Consider the following 13893-nt stretch of genomic DNA (forward strand, 5'->3'; position numbering starts at 1 on the left):
GCGCTCCCTAGGCTTGGTCGGGCGGCTGCTCGCACGGCTAGCCCTGGAGACAGCGGGAGGAACACGTCGTGGACATGGGGACGCCGGCAGGAGCGGGCGCGGCGGTGGCGGGCCGGAGGCCACGGGTCGACCGGGCCTGGCTGGTCGCCGCGGTCACCTTCCTCGTCCTGCTGGCCTCGGCCGCCTTCCGCTCCAGCCTCGGCGTGCTGCTGGTCCCGATCGAGGACGACCTCGGGTGGTCCCGCACCGACACCTCGTTCGCGGTGTCGCTGAACCTCGTGGTCTACGGCGTCGCGGCACCGTTCGCCGCCGCGCTGCTCGAACGGGTCGGCGTCCGGCGTACTGCCGTGTGGGCGCTGGTCCTCATCGCGGTCGGGTGCCTCGCCACCACCGTGATGTCTGCGCCCTGGCAGCTCTCCGCCCTGTGGGGGCTGGTGATCGGGGTCGCGACCGGCTCCGTGGCCCTGGTCTTCGGCGCGATCGTCGCGAACCGCTGGTTCGTCGCCCGACGCGGGCTCGTCGTCGGGATCCTCGGCGCCGCCTGGGCGACCGGGCAGCTGATCTTCCTGCCGCTGCTGGCCGCGGTCGTCGACGCCTTCGGGTGGCGCGCGGCGGCGCTCACGATCACCCTGGTCTGCGCGGCGCTCCTCCCCGCCGTCGTCGCGGTGCTGCGTGACCGCCCCGAGGACGTCGGGCTCCTGCCGTACGGCGCGGTGGCCGAGGAGAGCCGCGGGCGGGAGGCACCGCCGAGCGCCGCGGCCGCCGTCCTCCACGCGGTGACCGTGCTGCGCGAGGTCCTCTGGACCCGGCCGTTCCTGCTCCTCGCCGGGACGTTCTTCGTCTGCGGCTGGACGACCAACGGCATCATCAGCAGCCACTTCGTGCCGGCCGCGCACGACCACGGCATGCACGCCACCACCGCCGCCGGGCTGCTCGCGGTGGTCGGCGTCTTCGACATCGTCGGCACGATCGGCTCCGGGTGGCTGACCGACCGGCTCGACCCGCGGCTGCTGCTCGGCGTCTACTACGGGCTGCGAGGCCTGGCGCTGCTCGCGGTGCCGGCACTCCTCGGCCCGCACGTCGACCCGCCCCTCCTGGTGGTCGTGGCGCTCTTCGGGCTCGACTGGGTCGCCACCGTGCCGCCCACCGTCGTCCTGTGCCGGACGGCGTTCGGAGTCGAGCGCGCCGGCATCGTCTTCGGCTGGGTGTTCGCCGCGCACATGATCGGCGCCGGCGTCGCGGCCGCGGCCAGTGGCGCGATGCGGGCCGCGTCCGGCGACTACACCTCGGCCTGGGTGCTCGCCGGCGCCCTGGCGGTGGCAGCCGCCGGCGCGAGCCTGCTCCTGCCGCGTCCCGAGCCCCGGGTCACGCCCGCGGTTTGACGAGGATCACCACCGGATTCCTGGCACGACCCCGGCGCCGTCTGTGACCATCGGAGGCAGGGCCCCGGGCGGGCCCCCGGACGAGCGGTGCCGTACCCGGTGTGCGACAAGACGGCGCCAAGGAGTTGTCCCATGGCGTGGATCGTGCTCGTGCTCTCCGGCGTGCTCGAGGCGGTCTGGGCGACCGCGCTCGGCCGCTCCGACGGGTTCAGCAAGCCGTTGCCCACCGGGATCTTCGCGGTCTCGGTCGTCCTGAGCATGGTGGGCCTCGCCTACGCCATGCGCGACCTGCCGGTCGGCACGGCGTACGCCGTCTGGGTGGGGATCGGCGCCTCGCTGACCGTCGTCTACGCGATGGCCAGCGGCGACGAGCCGGTCTCGGTGGCGAAGGTGGTGCTCGTCTTCGGGATCATCGTCTGCGTGGCGGGGCTGAAGTACCTCCACTGACGGGTGGGCGTCACCGGTCCTCCTCGGGAGCGCCCGGCGGCGCCGGCGCGTGGAGCCCGTAGTGCACTCCCACCATGCGTACGACGAAGCAGAGCACCGCTCCCCCGACCGCGGCCGGGACCTCGGGCGCACCGAGCTCCGTCGTGACCACCAGCACGAGCGCTCCGACCAGGGCCGGGATCGCGTAGAGCTCGCTGCGGAGGACGACCGGGATCCGGCCGATCAGCACGTCGCGGAGCGTCCCACCACCCACGGCGGTGACCGCCCCGAGGATGACGGCCTGGGCGATCCCGGCGTCGAGGCTGAGCGCCTTGATCGCGCCCGCCACCGCGAAGAGGCTCAGCCCGGCTGCGTCGAGAGCCACGATCGGGTTCGTCCAGCGGTCGAGGCGGTGGCCGAGGACGAAGGCCACGAGGCTGCCCGCGGCCGCCACGGCGAGGTAGCGCCAGTCGCTGAACGTCGCCGGGGGGAGCGAGTCGAGGAAGACGTCGCGGACGATGCCTCCGCCGAGCGCGGTGATGATCCCGAGCGTCACCACCCCCACCACGTCGAGCCGCGCCACCCGGATCGCGGTCAGCGCCCCGTTCAGCGCGAAGGCGAAGACCCCGGTCAGGTCGAGCGCCAGGAACAGCGGGGAGGCGGTGTCCACGGAGCCCTCCTACCCCTGACCACCGGCGGTGATCGCCGGCGCCAGCAACGCGACCGTCCGGTCGGCCCACCCGGACCGCAGCTCGCCGTGGAGCAGGAGCTCGGCGAGGCAGGCGCCGAACAGCAGCCCCACCAAGGTCGCCGGGTCGACGTCGTGCACCCGACCGGCCTCGACGTCGGCGAGGACCGCCTGGGTGAGGGCTCGCAGCTGGTCGCTCAGCCGGCGGCGCAGCGAGTCGGTGAACGCCGGGTCGCTCCCGGTCAGCACGGCCGCGAGCCCGCCTCGTCCGATGCCGCGCTCGAGCACCGCGACCGCCTGGTCGAGCACCCAGCGCAGCTTCTCGGCGACGGGCAGCTCGGGGGCGGGCACCCCGGGGTCGACCAGCTCGTCGAGGACCGTGGCCATCAGCTCGTCGCGGCTCGCGTAACGGCGGTAGATCGTCGTCCGGGCGACCCCCGACCGCGCGGCCACCGCATCGACGTTCACCGCGCCGGGACCGGCCTCACGCAACAGCGCGAGCGCGGTGTCCCGGATCGCCCGGTCGGTCTCGGGCGACCGCGGTCTCCCCCGGCCGCTGCGGCTCGCCGACCCCTCCGGCACCTGGACTCCCTCGGAATACGTGAGGCTCGAATATTGCTACAGAGTATGTAGCGTAATACGGACGACCCGCCGGCCCGCAAGACCTGGCCGGCGCACCGAAGGAGGACGACCATGACCATGGCCGTGATGGCCCTGATGGCCCTCGCCGTCATCCTCACCTGCGGCGTCATGCTGATGTGGGGGTACTCGAAGGCGTCGCGGACGACCGCACCGCAGGACCGGCAGGAACCGCGGAACCAGCGCGAACGGCAGGTGCCTGGCCGCCGCTAGACCACTGCCGAAAGTCCATGTCGCGGCTCGACAATCGCGGCGTACAGTGCGAGCACCCCCAAGGGGCCCTGTCGACCTCCCAGCGACGGGGCCCCTCTTTTGTGCCACGACCTCCGGGCACCGCCGCTCGTCGGGCGCTCGTCGGAGTGCAGACCATTACGACGAGAGCGGGCGCGCCGGTCACCTCGTCAACGCCTCGTCGGCCGTCGGGCTGATCGGGATGCCGTGGCACGCGGCGTACAGCACGAGCAAGTTCGGGCTGCGCGGTGTCTCCGAGGTGCTCCGCTTCGACCTGGGTGCTCGACGACCGCAGCTGCCTCGAGCTCCTGCTGCTCGTCGGCCACTACGAGATGCTCGCCACGACGCCGCGCACCCTTCGGCTGCGACCGGACCCGCCACGTCACTGAGCAGCCTGTCGTAGGTTCGGGCCATGAGCCACCCGCGCGCAGGGCAGCCGGCCCGCCCCGAGGACCTCGTCGACGTCGCCCACCTGGTGACCGCCTACTACACGGGCGAGCCCGACCCCACGGCCCCCGAGCAGCGGGTCACCTTCGGGACCAGCGGCCACCGCGGCAGCAGCCTCGACCTCGCCTTCAACGAGACGCACATCGCCGCGACCACGCAGGCGATCTGCGACCACCGCCGCGAGAAGGGGTACGACGGTCCGCTGTTCGTCGGGCGTGACACCCACGCGCTCTCCGAGCCGGCGTGGGCGACCGCCCTCGAGGTGCTGGTCGCCAACGACGTGACGGTCCTGGTCGACGACCGCGACGGCTACACCCCGACCCCTGCCGTCTCCCACGCCATCCTGCGGGCGAACCACGGCCGCACCACCGGGCTCGCCGACGGCATCGTGGTGACGCCGTCGCACAACCCACCACGCGACGGCGGCTTCAAGTACAACCCGCCCAGCGGTGGACCGGCCGACAGCGACGCGACGACCGCAATTGCCGAGGCCGCGAACCGCTACATCGAGGCGGGGCTCGACGGCGTGCGCCGCGTCCCGTTCGCGCGGGCCCGTGCCGCGGCCGGCGGCCACGACTTCCTCGGCGCCTACGTCGACGACCTCCCGTCGGTGCTCGACCTCGACGCGGTGCGGGACGCCGGCCTCCGCATCGGCGCCGATCCGCTCGGCGGCGCGAGCGTGGCGTACTGGGGCGAGATCGCGGAGCGCCACCGGCTCGACCTGACGGTGGTCAACCCGTTGGTCGACCCGACGTGGCGGTTCATGACGCTGGACTGGGACGGCAAGATCCGGATGGACTGCTCGAGCCCGAGCGCCATGGCCTCGCTGATCGAGCAGCTGCGCGAGGGATCCTCGTTCCGCGTCGCCACCGGGAACGACGCCGACGCCGACAGGCACGGCATCGTCACCCCCGACGGAGGGCTGATGAACCCGAACCACTACCTCGCGGTCGCGATCTCCTACCTCTACGGCGGCGCGCGCCCCGACTGGCCCGCGACGGCCGCGATCGGCAAGACGCTCGTGTCGAGCTCGATGATCGACCGCGTCGCGGTGGAGCTCGGCCGACAGCTGACCGAGGTGCCGGTCGGCTTCAAGTGGTTCGTGCCCGGGCTGCTGTCCGGCGAGGTCGGCTTCGGCGGGGAGGAGTCCGCGGGCGCGTCGTTCCTCCGCAAGGACGGTTCGGTGTGGACCACCGACAAGGACGGGATCCTGCTGGCGCTGCTCGCCTCCGAGATCACCGCCAGGACGGGCCGCTCCCCCAGCGAGCTCTACCGCGAGCTCACCGAGCGCCACGGCGACCCGGCGTACGCCCGCGTCGACGCTCCCGCCGACCGCGAGCAGAAGGCCCGGCTCGGTGCGCTGAGCCGGGACGACGTGACCGCGACGGAGCTGGCCGGTGAGCCGATCCTCGACCGGCTGACGGCCGCGCCGGGCAACGGCGCCCGCATCGGCGGACTGAAGGTGACGACGGAGTCCGCCTGGTTCGCCGCCCGGCCGTCCGGCACGGAGGACGTGTACAAGATCTACGCCGAGTCGTTCCGGGGGCCCGAGCACCTCGCAGAGGTGCAGGCCGCGGCGCGGGAGCTGGTGGCCGCGGCGCTGGGCTGAGCCCGGTCAGGACGCGGACAGCGTCGGACGCTCGGCCTCCCGCACCAGCTTCGCGACGGCGGTCGCGGCGACGCGGCCGGCGCGGTTGCCGCCGATGGTGCTGGCCGACGGGCCGTAGCCGACGAGCTGGACGCGCGGGTCCTCGGCGGCCGTCGTCGCGCTCTGGACGTCACGGTTCGCCCTGAGCAGGCGGATCCCGCCGTGCCGGCTGCGCAGCCCGAGGGGGGCTAGGTGGCCGACGGCGGGGCGGAACCCGGTGGCCCAGAGGATCACGTCGACGGGCTCGAACGAGCCGTCGGCCCAGCGGACGCCGTCGGGCTCGATGGTCTCGAACATCGGCCGCCGCTCGTACGCCCCGAGCCGCGCCGCCTCCTGCTCCTGCGGCCGCAGCCCGATGCCGGTGACGGAGACGACGGAGCCCGGGAGCCGCCCCTCACGCACCCGCTCCTCCACCAGGGCGATCGCGGCGCGGCCGTCGAACTCCTCGATGTGGTCGCGCCACACGGGCTCGCGCCGCGTCACCCAGACGGTGTCCGTGACGGGCCGGAGCTCGCCGAGGAACTGCACCGCGCTCGCGCCGCCACCCACGACCAGCACCCGCTTGCCGCGGAAGTGCTCGGGACCCGGGTAGTCGACGGTGTGCAGCTGCTCGCCGCGGAACGAGTCCTGCCCCGGGTACCGCGGCACGAACGGACGGCTCCACGTGCCGGTGGCGTTCACCACCGTGCGGGTGGTCCAGCTCCTCGTGCCTGCGTGGACCACGAGCAGGTCACCGGCGCTCTCCACGCGATCCACCCGCACCGGTCGCACGACGGGCAGCTCGTGGGTCCGCTCGTACTCCTCGAACCAGGCGGGGATCACGACGTTGGCGCGCTCGTCGCCGCGCCCCGGCGCCGGGCCGTCGGGCAGGTCGGCGACACCGTGGACGTCGTCCATCGTCAGCGATTCCCAGCGGTGCTGCCACGCGCCGCCCGGTCGCTCGTCGGCGTCGAGCACGACATGGTCCAGCCCCAGCCGCTTCAGGTGGTACGACGCGGACAGGCCGGCCTGACCCGCGCCGATGACGACCGCGTCGAAGACCTCGCTTGGACGGTGACCCACGCGTGGTCAACGCCCGGGACCCTCGGCGTATGCCCGGGCTGTGCGGTGTCCTCGTCCTGTCGGTGGCCGCTGCCAGACTCGGGCGCATGGCCAGGCCGCCACGCATCGAGCCGTCCGCTGACGTCGTCGCCCGGATCGGCGCCACCGCCCTGACGCTGCCGGACGCGTACGAGGAGGACGCCTGGACCGGGGTGCGATGGCGGGTCCGCAAGAAGACGTTCGCGCACGTGCTGGTCGCACAGGAGGGGTACACCTCGGCGTACCGCGACATGACCGGCGTGACCGAGCCGACGACCGTGCTCACCTTCCGCTCCTCCGGCGACGAACTGATGGTCCTCGCCAACGCGGGGCCGCCGTTCTACGCGCCGCCCTGGTCGCCCACCGTCGTCGGCATGGTGCTCGACGAGGACACCGACTGGGACGAGGTGGCCGAGCTGGTCACCGAGAGCTACCTGTTCTGCGCGCCCCAGAAGCTCAGGCGACTGCTGGAGCAGTAGGACCGACTCCTCGAAGGGCGCACTCGATTTGTCCGTTTCGGCGACTCGTCGCAGCCGGCTGCTGTTCGATGGGAGCGAGCCACTCCAGGAGCGACACGTGAGCGAGTTCGACCCCTACTCGAGGCGGGAGCTACGCCGTCTTCGACGGGCATGGCTGCAGCGCAACGGGAGGCTCCTGGCGGGCGCAGCCGGCGGCACCGTCGTCATGCTCGGTTTCGCTACTGCCTTCCTCTTGCGCTTCGCGGACGGGCCCGTCGGCTGGTACGCCGTCGGAGCACTGCACGTCGGGATCGTTGCTGCTGTCCTCCACCTCCTCCATGCGGCGTTCCTGGCGCAGGACCCGAGAGCGCTGCCGCACGTCCGTGGCGCCTGGGGTGAGTAGAACACCCGGAGCGAGCTGCAGCGCGCCAGGCGTCGACGCCTGGTGTGGGGTTGGGTCGACAGCATCAGTCTCAAGGTCGGCGACCTCGACCACGTCGTGGTGACGCGCCGCGGCGGCGTGGTCGTCATCGACTCGAAGTGGCGGCACGAGGTCACGCCTCACGACGCGCAGGACATGGCGCGATCAGCACTCAAGGCGAAGCTGAGGGTCGAAGCAGTTGCCCGGAGCCTGCCGCATCTGAAGCTCGTCGGCGGGTCGACCGCAAGGCACCACATCTCGGGCGTGACACCGGTCGTCGTCATCTGGGGTGCTGCGCAGCACTCCCTTCCCGACGACGCCATGCTCGACGGCGTTGCGGTCGTGGCCGGCAAGCAGCTCGTCGCCTGGTTGCAGCAGCTGCACGGTGCCGAGATCACGAAGAACGAGGCCGTAGACCTGCTCGACGACCTCGAGCGGTTCCGCACGTCGACTGCCAGGAGCGCATGACGTTTGCTAGCCGTCAGGCGCCGTTGCCGACTGTTCCAGAGCAGCGTTTCGTGAACGGTTCCGTCGGCACCGACGACTACAATCGGCAGTATGTTCGAACAGTCGGTCGAGGAGCTCGACGCCACTGCCACCGCGGACGCGCTGGTAGCGGCGCAGCGGGCGGTGCTCGAGGCCGAGGCGGCGTTGTTCGTGCTGGCCGCGCATTGGGCCGACGTCACCGACCCCGACGCTGACTTGGCCGACCGGGATGTCGTGGTGTTGCCGGGGCAGCGGCGCAGGGTGCCGATCCGCCGCACCGGGTGTGTCGAGGGGTGCCCGTTGGTCGATGAGTACGCCGCGGCCGAGCTCGCCGCGCTGACCGGTCGGTCGACGGTGGCCGGGCAGCTGCTGATGGCTGATGCGGTCGCGGTCCGGCACCGCCACCCGCAGCTGTGGAGCGCAGTCCAGGCCGGGACGGTGCCGACCTGGGTGGCCGCGAAGGTGGCGCGCCGGTGCATCCGCGCCGACCTGACCGCGGCCCAGGCCGAGTGGGTGGACGCCGAGACCACCCCGTCGCTGGGCACGTTGCCGACGGGGCGGTTCCTGGACCTGGTGGACGCCAAGATCATTCAGGTCGACCCCGATGCGGCCGCGGGACGGGCCAAGCAGCGGTCGCTGGCGACGTTCGTGCACGCCGGTCAGGTTGACGAAGACGGCCTGCGCACGCTCGTGGCCCGCGCGTCCGCCGGTGACGTCACCTACCTGGTCGCGGTGATCGACCGGATCGCCCACCTCCTGGCCGAGCGCGGTGACCACCGCAAGATGGAGGTGCTCCGCGCCGAGGCGTTGCGGGTGCTGGCCAACCCCGCCCACGCCCTGGCGCTGCTGACCGAAGCCGCGCTGGCCGACGCCGACCCGCAGATCGAGACCCCCGGTGACCTCGGCCAAGGAGTGCTGTTCCCGCACGGCACCGCCGGTGGGATGGTCGACGCCACCGGCGCCCCGCTCCCCGCCTCCGTGACCGACGTCGCCGACCTCCCGGAGCTCGACGACCTCGAGCTGGCCACCTCACCTCAGGTGCAGGCCCTGCTCGGTAACGGTGCCGGTGCCGGTGAGGGTCTCGTCGTCGGGACGGATGGGGAGCCGGCGCCGGAGTCGGTCAACGACCCCGCGCTCCTGGAGCGGTTGATCACCGCACTACAGGAGTTCGACTCCTCGACGCTGGACCCGGTGACCGTGGTGCACGTGCACCTCTCCGAGGCCACCCTGACCACCCGGCACGGCACCGCGAGGTGTGAGGGGATCGGGCCGATGGTGCTCGCCGAGCTCCGCGACTGGCTCGCGCACCCGATCCACCCCGACCACATCACCACCCGCATCCACCTCCGCCCGGTGCTGGACGCCGCGACGGTGGTGCCGGTCGACCGGTACGAGGTCCCCGCCCCGATGAGCGAGCTCGCCACCCTCCGCACCCCGTACGAGGCGTTCCCGTTCGGCACCCTGGGCTCCCGCGGAGCCGACAACGACCACGCCCGCCCCTACGTCAAGGACGGACCACCGGGCCAGACCAGCCTGGAGAACCTCGCGAAGCTCAGCAGGTACCACCACCGGTTGAAGACCAACGGCCACTGGATCCTCCACCACCCCGACCCCGGCACCTACTGGTGGCGCACACCCCACGGCCACTGGTTCCTCGTCGACCCCGACGGCACCCACTGGCACGGCCGAGATCCCGACCTCGACCAGCAATACCGCGACGACAACAACCCCGCCGCCTGACCCACGTCGGTGGCGTGGCTGCCGCGCACGGATCGACCGCGCTTGCTCATTCGGTCACGCCCATGAGTCAGGGACGTTTTGCGCGCCCTCGACTTGGCTTCCAGGTCGGGTCAAGCAGTGTCGGGCTCTGCGGCGCCGGTACCCGAAGGCGCCACAGGCGCCGATGCTGCAGCGTCGGCCCCTCGCGTAGTCGGACCGCCCTGCGCTGTGAGCGCGATGAGCGCGAGCCCGAGGACGACGAGGAGGAGCTCAGCCGCGACTCGGTCGTCACGCGGCGCCGTCTCGGGCGAGAGGGAGGCGTTCTCAGCCGTGGCGATCACTTCGAGCAGATCCTTCGTCACCCACCCGTTCACGACCTCCTGCTGGGGGGCCGAATCCGCCATGGCGTTGTTCATCTCGTAGCGGTCCATCGCATCGGCGATCTCCGACGAGTAGTCCGCCGTGCCGGTCGACGACTCCTCGGGCTCCAGACCGAACCACACGGCGATCGCTCCGACGGCCAGGACAAGGGCGCCCACTCGGCGCGCAAGCAACAACATGTTTCCCCCGATGAGATCTGAACTGATGCCCCTATCGTCCCTGCCCCTCGGGTTCGAGGCGGCCGAACGGCCGAACTCCTGCGACGAACGCCGTCAGGGTGCGTCGGACAGCACGTTGAGGAGGCCACTGAGGGCGAGCAGGAAGGCGAAGATCGCGACGAACCGCCCGATGGTCAGCCAGAAGAAGTAGCCGGTCCGCGTGACGAGCTCCGACCACCTTCGTCCTGAGCGGGCGAAGCCAACCCTAGACCGACACACCACCGCCCCCGGTCCCACGGACCGGGGGCGGCACAGCGCGACGGGAGGTCAGGTTCCGGCGATGATCCCGGGAAGTGCCGCGTCGAACTGGTCGGCGACCGTCTTCGCCGGCAGCACGCGGCTCGCCGGCCGGGCGCTGCTCGCGAGGTCGGCGCCCCAGGCCGAAGCGCGCTGACGCTGCAACGGGGTGCCGTGGTGGCCAGGGCTTGTGAAGCTGCAGTCACCGACGGTGTAGAAGCTCACCATCGCCTCGACGACACGCTTCTTGTTGAGCGTGAAACCCTTCTTGTGCGTCGCACTATAAGTCGCCATGGCGTCAGCCATGAGCTCGGTGCGGCGGGTCGCCTCGGAGGGGTCGGCCGGGCCGCTGTCGAAGCTCCCCAGCTCGTACTGGACGTGGTGGGCGTACTCGTGCGCCATGATCACCCGCGGGCCGACGTCACCGAGGCCGATGGCGTCGTACGCCTCGATGATGCCGTCGCCGAAGACCAGCTTGTCGGGCAGCGCCTCGATGGCGGGATCGGGGTCGCCCTCACCGCTGAACGCGAAGGCGTTGAGCGTCCACAGCGGGTTGTCGTGGAAGGTGCGCTCCTCCCGCATGAACGCCGAGACGACCTGGGCTTCCTCCTCGATCTCCGCCGCCGTCATCGGCGCGATCACGCCGAACTCGACCATCGCGGTGAGCGTCTTCACGATCCGCTCGCGGTCGAGGAGGGCGTCGCCGCGCATCGCCATCAGCTGGATCTCGCCGGTGTCGACGTCGGTCCAGAACCGCGTCAGGTCGCGGAACGCGTTCTGCAGCTGGCGGGCGTGCGAGTCGAGCGCGTAGTCCGCGTCGCCGGTGGTGCCGAAGAACAGCGCGTCGTACGTCGGCACGTCGAACAGCGTGTCCTGGTGCGCGACGACGAACGAGAGCTGCTCGGCCGTCATCCCCTCGATCAGCTGGTCGACGTACGCGTCGAGCAGCGTGGGGCCGCACTCGCTCGGGGCGACCGCACCGCGGAACGCTGCCTTCGCGCGGTTCTCGACCAGCTCGCCCTGCGACGTGGCCGGCGCGTGGTCGGCGGTCGCGGTGGCGACCGGGTTGATCAGGCCGAATGAGAGCACCGCCGTGGCCGAGGCCAGGGCGATCCGAGACGTTCTCTTCACAAAGGCTCCTTCGTCGGTGATGACCGACGTAGTGGTTGTGGGTGGATTGTCCCGGACAACCTAGAGGGGCCTTCACCCGTAAGGCGAGCCCCCGGAATGCAACGAATCGGTATCAGCGGCCAGCTGACGAGGTCAGCCAGTCGGTCAGGTGGGTGGCCAGCGCCGCAGGCCGGTCGAGGTGGATCAAGTGGCCCGCGTCGTCGACGAGCCGCAGCTCGGCGCCGGTAACGAGCTGGTGCAACCGGTGCGCCCGGTCGACCGGGATCCAGGTGTCCTCCTCGCCCCAGACGACCAGCACCGGGAGGTCGAGCTGGGGGTAGAGCGGCTCGACGTCGTCGGTGTACCGCTGGTCGGCCTGCGCGATCTGCCGGTAGAACGCCGCCTGTCCCTCGGCTCCGCGCCACGGCGCCACGAGCGACTCCATGCTCTCCTCGCTCAACCCGCGGCGGCTCGCCCCGGCGATGTACGCCCGCACCACGCCCTCGTGGATGGCCGGCGGCACCGCGCTGAACACGTCGGCGTTCTCGCGCACGAGCCGGAAGAACTCCGAGCCCCATGGCGCGAGCGCGACGACGTCGACGAGCGCGAGGGAGGCGTACGCCGCGTCGTGCAGCAGGTGCGCACGCAGCGCCACCGCACCCCCGTAGTCGTGGGCGACGACGTGCGGGGCATCGAGCTCCCAGTGCTCGAGGAGCGCCGCCAGCAGCTCGCCCTGGACGTCCAGCGACACCGGGTGCTCGGGATCCTTCGACGACGCGCCGTACCCCGGCATGTCCCAGAGGTACGTCGCGAACCGGCCCGACAACGCTTCGGCGAACGGGCGCCACAGCACCGACGACCACGGTGTCCCGTGGCAGAACACGACGGCCGGACCGGAGCCGAGCCTCTCCCACCGCACCGAGCGGCCTTTCCAACCGAAGATCTGGGACAGCACGCCGCCATGGTTCCACGCGAGCCGTCCTGCGAGACTGGGCTGTGCCCTGGCGTGCCACCACCGAGGTCGACCGGTTCCTCACCGAGGCGGAACCGTTCCTCGTCCGCGACGCGGTCGCGAACAACACGCTGCTGACCGAGGCGCACTTCTGGGCACGGCTACCTGGCGCCGAAGGCGGGCTCTTCGGCTGGTGGCGGGAGCGCGGCGAGGTCGAAGCTGCCTTCGTCCTCCTCCCCGACCACCCCATGCTCTGCTCTCCCCTGCCCCGGCCTGCAGCCGCGGGGCTCGCGACCGCGGTGCCCGATGCGGTCGGTGTGGGTGTCGAGGCGAGCGACGTCGAGGCGGTGGTCGCGTCCTACGCGACCCTGGGAGTGACGCTCGGACCGGCGGCACGGCTGACCCTGCTCCGGCGGCAGGAGGCCGCGCCCATGGGTCCGTTGCCGGAGGGCCACGCCCGCCCGGCTATTCCGCGCGACCTCCCGCTGCTGCACGAGTGGTTCCGGGTGTTCCAGGCGCAGCACCCCGAGGACCGCAGCCACGTCGCGTTCGTCGTCGACCACCCGCTGCAGGACGGTGGCATCGCGGTGTGGGAGCGCGACGGGCGGCCGGTCGCCTTCGCCTCCCGCACCCCGACGGTGGCGAGCACGACCCGGATGGGGCTCGCGTTCCAGCCGGACGGCGGGGCCGAGTGTGCCGGCGCGGCGTTCGACGCAGCGTGCGCAGAGGCGGCGCGCGTCGCCGACCACGTGCTGGTCCTGTGCGGCTCCGGGACCACGCCGACCTACGAGTCGCGTGGGTTCGTGCCGGTCCTCGAGCGGGTGGTGCTGCGACGCGCGACCGGTGACCCTGGACAGAGCTGACCCCGCGGCACCAGCGTTGTCCCGTGACCCGCATCCCTCCGCCCGTCCTCGCCGTGCTGGCGATGCTCGCTCAGCGCCAGCTCAGTCCGAAGCCCCCGCCACCCACCACCGCGCGCCGGACCGCAGCCGCCACCGTGGCCCTCGCGTCGGTGGGGATCGCCGGGACCGCGTCGAACGGGTTCCGCAGGACCGGCACCACCGTCGACCCGATCCACCCCGACCGCGCGACGACGCTGGTGACCGGCGGGCCGTTCCGGTTCACCCGCAACCCGATGTACGTCGGGATGACGGGGCTCGTGCTCGCCAACGCCGTACGACGCGGGGCGTGGCTGGGCGTCGTCCCCCTGGCAGTGTTCTTCGCGGTCATGGACCGCGTGCAGATCGCGGCCGAGGAGCCGGTCCTGCGCGAGAAGTTCGGGACCGACTACGAGGAGTACCGCGCCGACGTGCCCCGCTGGCTCGACAAGAGGTCGTTGAGCCGGCTGGCGCACACGCTGGCGCCTTGAC

General features: G+C 72.0%; 17 protein-coding genes and 1 riboswitch. Of the genes, 10 read left to right on the plus strand and 7 right to left on the minus strand.

All coding sequences use genetic code 11. From position 1 onward, the window contains the following. The first annotated feature begins 74 nt into the window (after positions 1-74). The gene (locus tag FIP57_RS17260) at positions 75-1382 is read left to right on the plus strand and encodes an MFS transporter (RefSeq protein WP_148574983.1); all 1308 of its coding nucleotides are present in this window, start codon (positions 75-77) and stop codon (positions 1380-1382) included. A 56-nt stretch (positions 1383-1438) separates the two neighbouring features. Beyond that, a riboswitch (guanidine-III (ykkC-III) riboswitch) is annotated at positions 1439-1503 on the plus strand. Between the two features lie 11 nt (positions 1504-1514). Then, entirely contained in the window at positions 1515-1829 is a 315-nt protein-coding gene (locus tag FIP57_RS17265) for a DMT family transporter (RefSeq protein WP_148574801.1), read from the plus strand. 10 nt (positions 1830-1839) lie between these two features. On the opposite strand, the gene FIP57_RS17270 is transcribed toward FIP57_RS17265, so the two are convergent. Then, positions 1840-2478 (minus strand): trimeric intracellular cation channel family protein, encoded by a 639-nt coding sequence (locus tag FIP57_RS17270; RefSeq protein WP_148574802.1) that lies wholly within the window; start codon positions 2476-2478, stop codon positions 1840-1842. A 9-nt stretch (positions 2479-2487) separates the two neighbouring features. Continuing rightward, entirely contained in the window at positions 2488-3078 is a 591-nt protein-coding gene (locus FIP57_RS17275) for a TetR/AcrR family transcriptional regulator (RefSeq protein ID WP_148574803.1), read from the minus strand. A 111-nt stretch (positions 3079-3189) separates the two neighbouring features. Here FIP57_RS17275 and FIP57_RS23345 point away from each other — a divergent pair, with 111 nt between their 5' ends. Both FIP57_RS23345 and pgm read left to right on the plus strand, forming a co-directional pair. Then, a complete protein-coding gene (locus FIP57_RS23345) occupies positions 3190-3348 on the plus strand; it encodes a hypothetical protein (RefSeq protein ID WP_162529849.1) in 159 nt (52 codons plus the stop codon). Positions 3349-3778: 430 nt separating this feature from the next. Beyond that, positions 3779-5422, plus strand: coding sequence for a phosphoglucomutase (alpha-D-glucose-1,6-bisphosphate-dependent) (pgm, locus tag FIP57_RS17290; protein WP_148574804.1), 1644 nt, complete (start codon positions 3779-3781; stop codon positions 5420-5422). Positions 5423-5428: 6 nt separating this feature from the next. Here pgm and FIP57_RS17295 read toward each other — a convergent pair whose 3' ends face one another. Next, the gene (locus FIP57_RS17295; RefSeq protein ID WP_148574805.1) at positions 5429-6523 is read right to left on the minus strand and encodes an FAD-dependent oxidoreductase; all 1095 of its coding nucleotides are present in this window, start codon (positions 6521-6523) and stop codon (positions 5429-5431) included. Between the two features lie 86 nt (positions 6524-6609). On the opposite strand from FIP57_RS17295, the gene FIP57_RS17300 reads away from it, so the two are divergent. The 4 genes from FIP57_RS17300 (at position 6610) to FIP57_RS17315 (ending at position 9646) form a co-directional block, all read left to right on the plus strand. Further along, positions 6610-7020, plus strand: coding sequence for an MmcQ/YjbR family DNA-binding protein (locus FIP57_RS17300; RefSeq protein WP_148574806.1), 411 nt, complete (start codon positions 6610-6612; stop codon positions 7018-7020). A 97-nt stretch (positions 7021-7117) separates the two neighbouring features. Then, complete coding sequence (locus tag FIP57_RS17305; protein ID WP_148574807.1) at positions 7118-7402, plus strand: hypothetical protein; 285 nt, start codon at positions 7118-7120, stop codon at positions 7400-7402. A 42-nt stretch (positions 7403-7444) separates the two neighbouring features. Then, positions 7445-7888 (plus strand): hypothetical protein, encoded by a 444-nt coding sequence (locus FIP57_RS17310; protein ID WP_203231323.1) that lies wholly within the window; start codon positions 7445-7447, stop codon positions 7886-7888. Positions 7889-7978: 90 nt separating this feature from the next. Then, positions 7979-9646 (plus strand): hypothetical protein, encoded by a 1668-nt coding sequence (locus tag FIP57_RS17315; protein ID WP_148574809.1) that lies wholly within the window; start codon positions 7979-7981, stop codon positions 9644-9646. Positions 9647-9756: 110 nt separating this feature from the next. On the opposite strand, the gene FIP57_RS17320 is transcribed toward FIP57_RS17315, so the two are convergent. The 4 genes from FIP57_RS17320 to FIP57_RS17330 form a co-directional block, all read right to left on the minus strand. Continuing rightward, positions 9757-10185 (minus strand): hypothetical protein, encoded by a 429-nt coding sequence (locus tag FIP57_RS17320; RefSeq protein WP_148574810.1) that lies wholly within the window; start codon positions 10183-10185, stop codon positions 9757-9759. 93 nt (positions 10186-10278) lie between these two features. Then, the gene (locus FIP57_RS23350; protein WP_162529850.1) at positions 10279-10446 is read right to left on the minus strand and encodes a hypothetical protein; all 168 of its coding nucleotides are present in this window, start codon (positions 10444-10446) and stop codon (positions 10279-10281) included. A 45-nt stretch (positions 10447-10491) separates the two neighbouring features. Continuing rightward, a complete protein-coding gene (locus FIP57_RS17325) occupies positions 10492-11592 on the minus strand; it encodes a neutral zinc metallopeptidase (protein ID WP_148574811.1) in 1101 nt (366 codons plus the stop codon). 112 nt (positions 11593-11704) lie between these two features. After that, positions 11705-12526: an alpha/beta fold hydrolase gene (locus tag FIP57_RS17330; protein WP_203231324.1), complete on the minus strand. Its 822-nt coding sequence runs from the start codon at positions 12524-12526 to the stop codon at positions 11705-11707. A 41-nt stretch (positions 12527-12567) separates the two neighbouring features. Here FIP57_RS17330 and FIP57_RS17335 point away from each other — a divergent pair, with 41 nt between their 5' ends. Together FIP57_RS17335 and FIP57_RS17340 are read left to right on the plus strand one after the other, a co-directional pair. Continuing rightward, entirely contained in the window at positions 12568-13386 is an 819-nt protein-coding gene (locus FIP57_RS17335; protein ID WP_148574812.1) for a hypothetical protein, read from the plus strand. A 23-nt stretch (positions 13387-13409) separates the two neighbouring features. Continuing rightward, the gene (locus FIP57_RS17340) at positions 13410-13892 is read left to right on the plus strand and encodes a methyltransferase family protein (protein WP_238993556.1); all 483 of its coding nucleotides are present in this window, start codon (positions 13410-13412) and stop codon (positions 13890-13892) included. Position 13893 lies beyond the last annotated feature (1 nt).

The organism is Nocardioides caldifontis, assembly GCF_008087345.1.
GTDB classification, from domain to species: domain Bacteria; phylum Actinomycetota; class Actinomycetes; order Propionibacteriales; family Nocardioidaceae; genus Marmoricola_A; species Marmoricola_A caldifontis.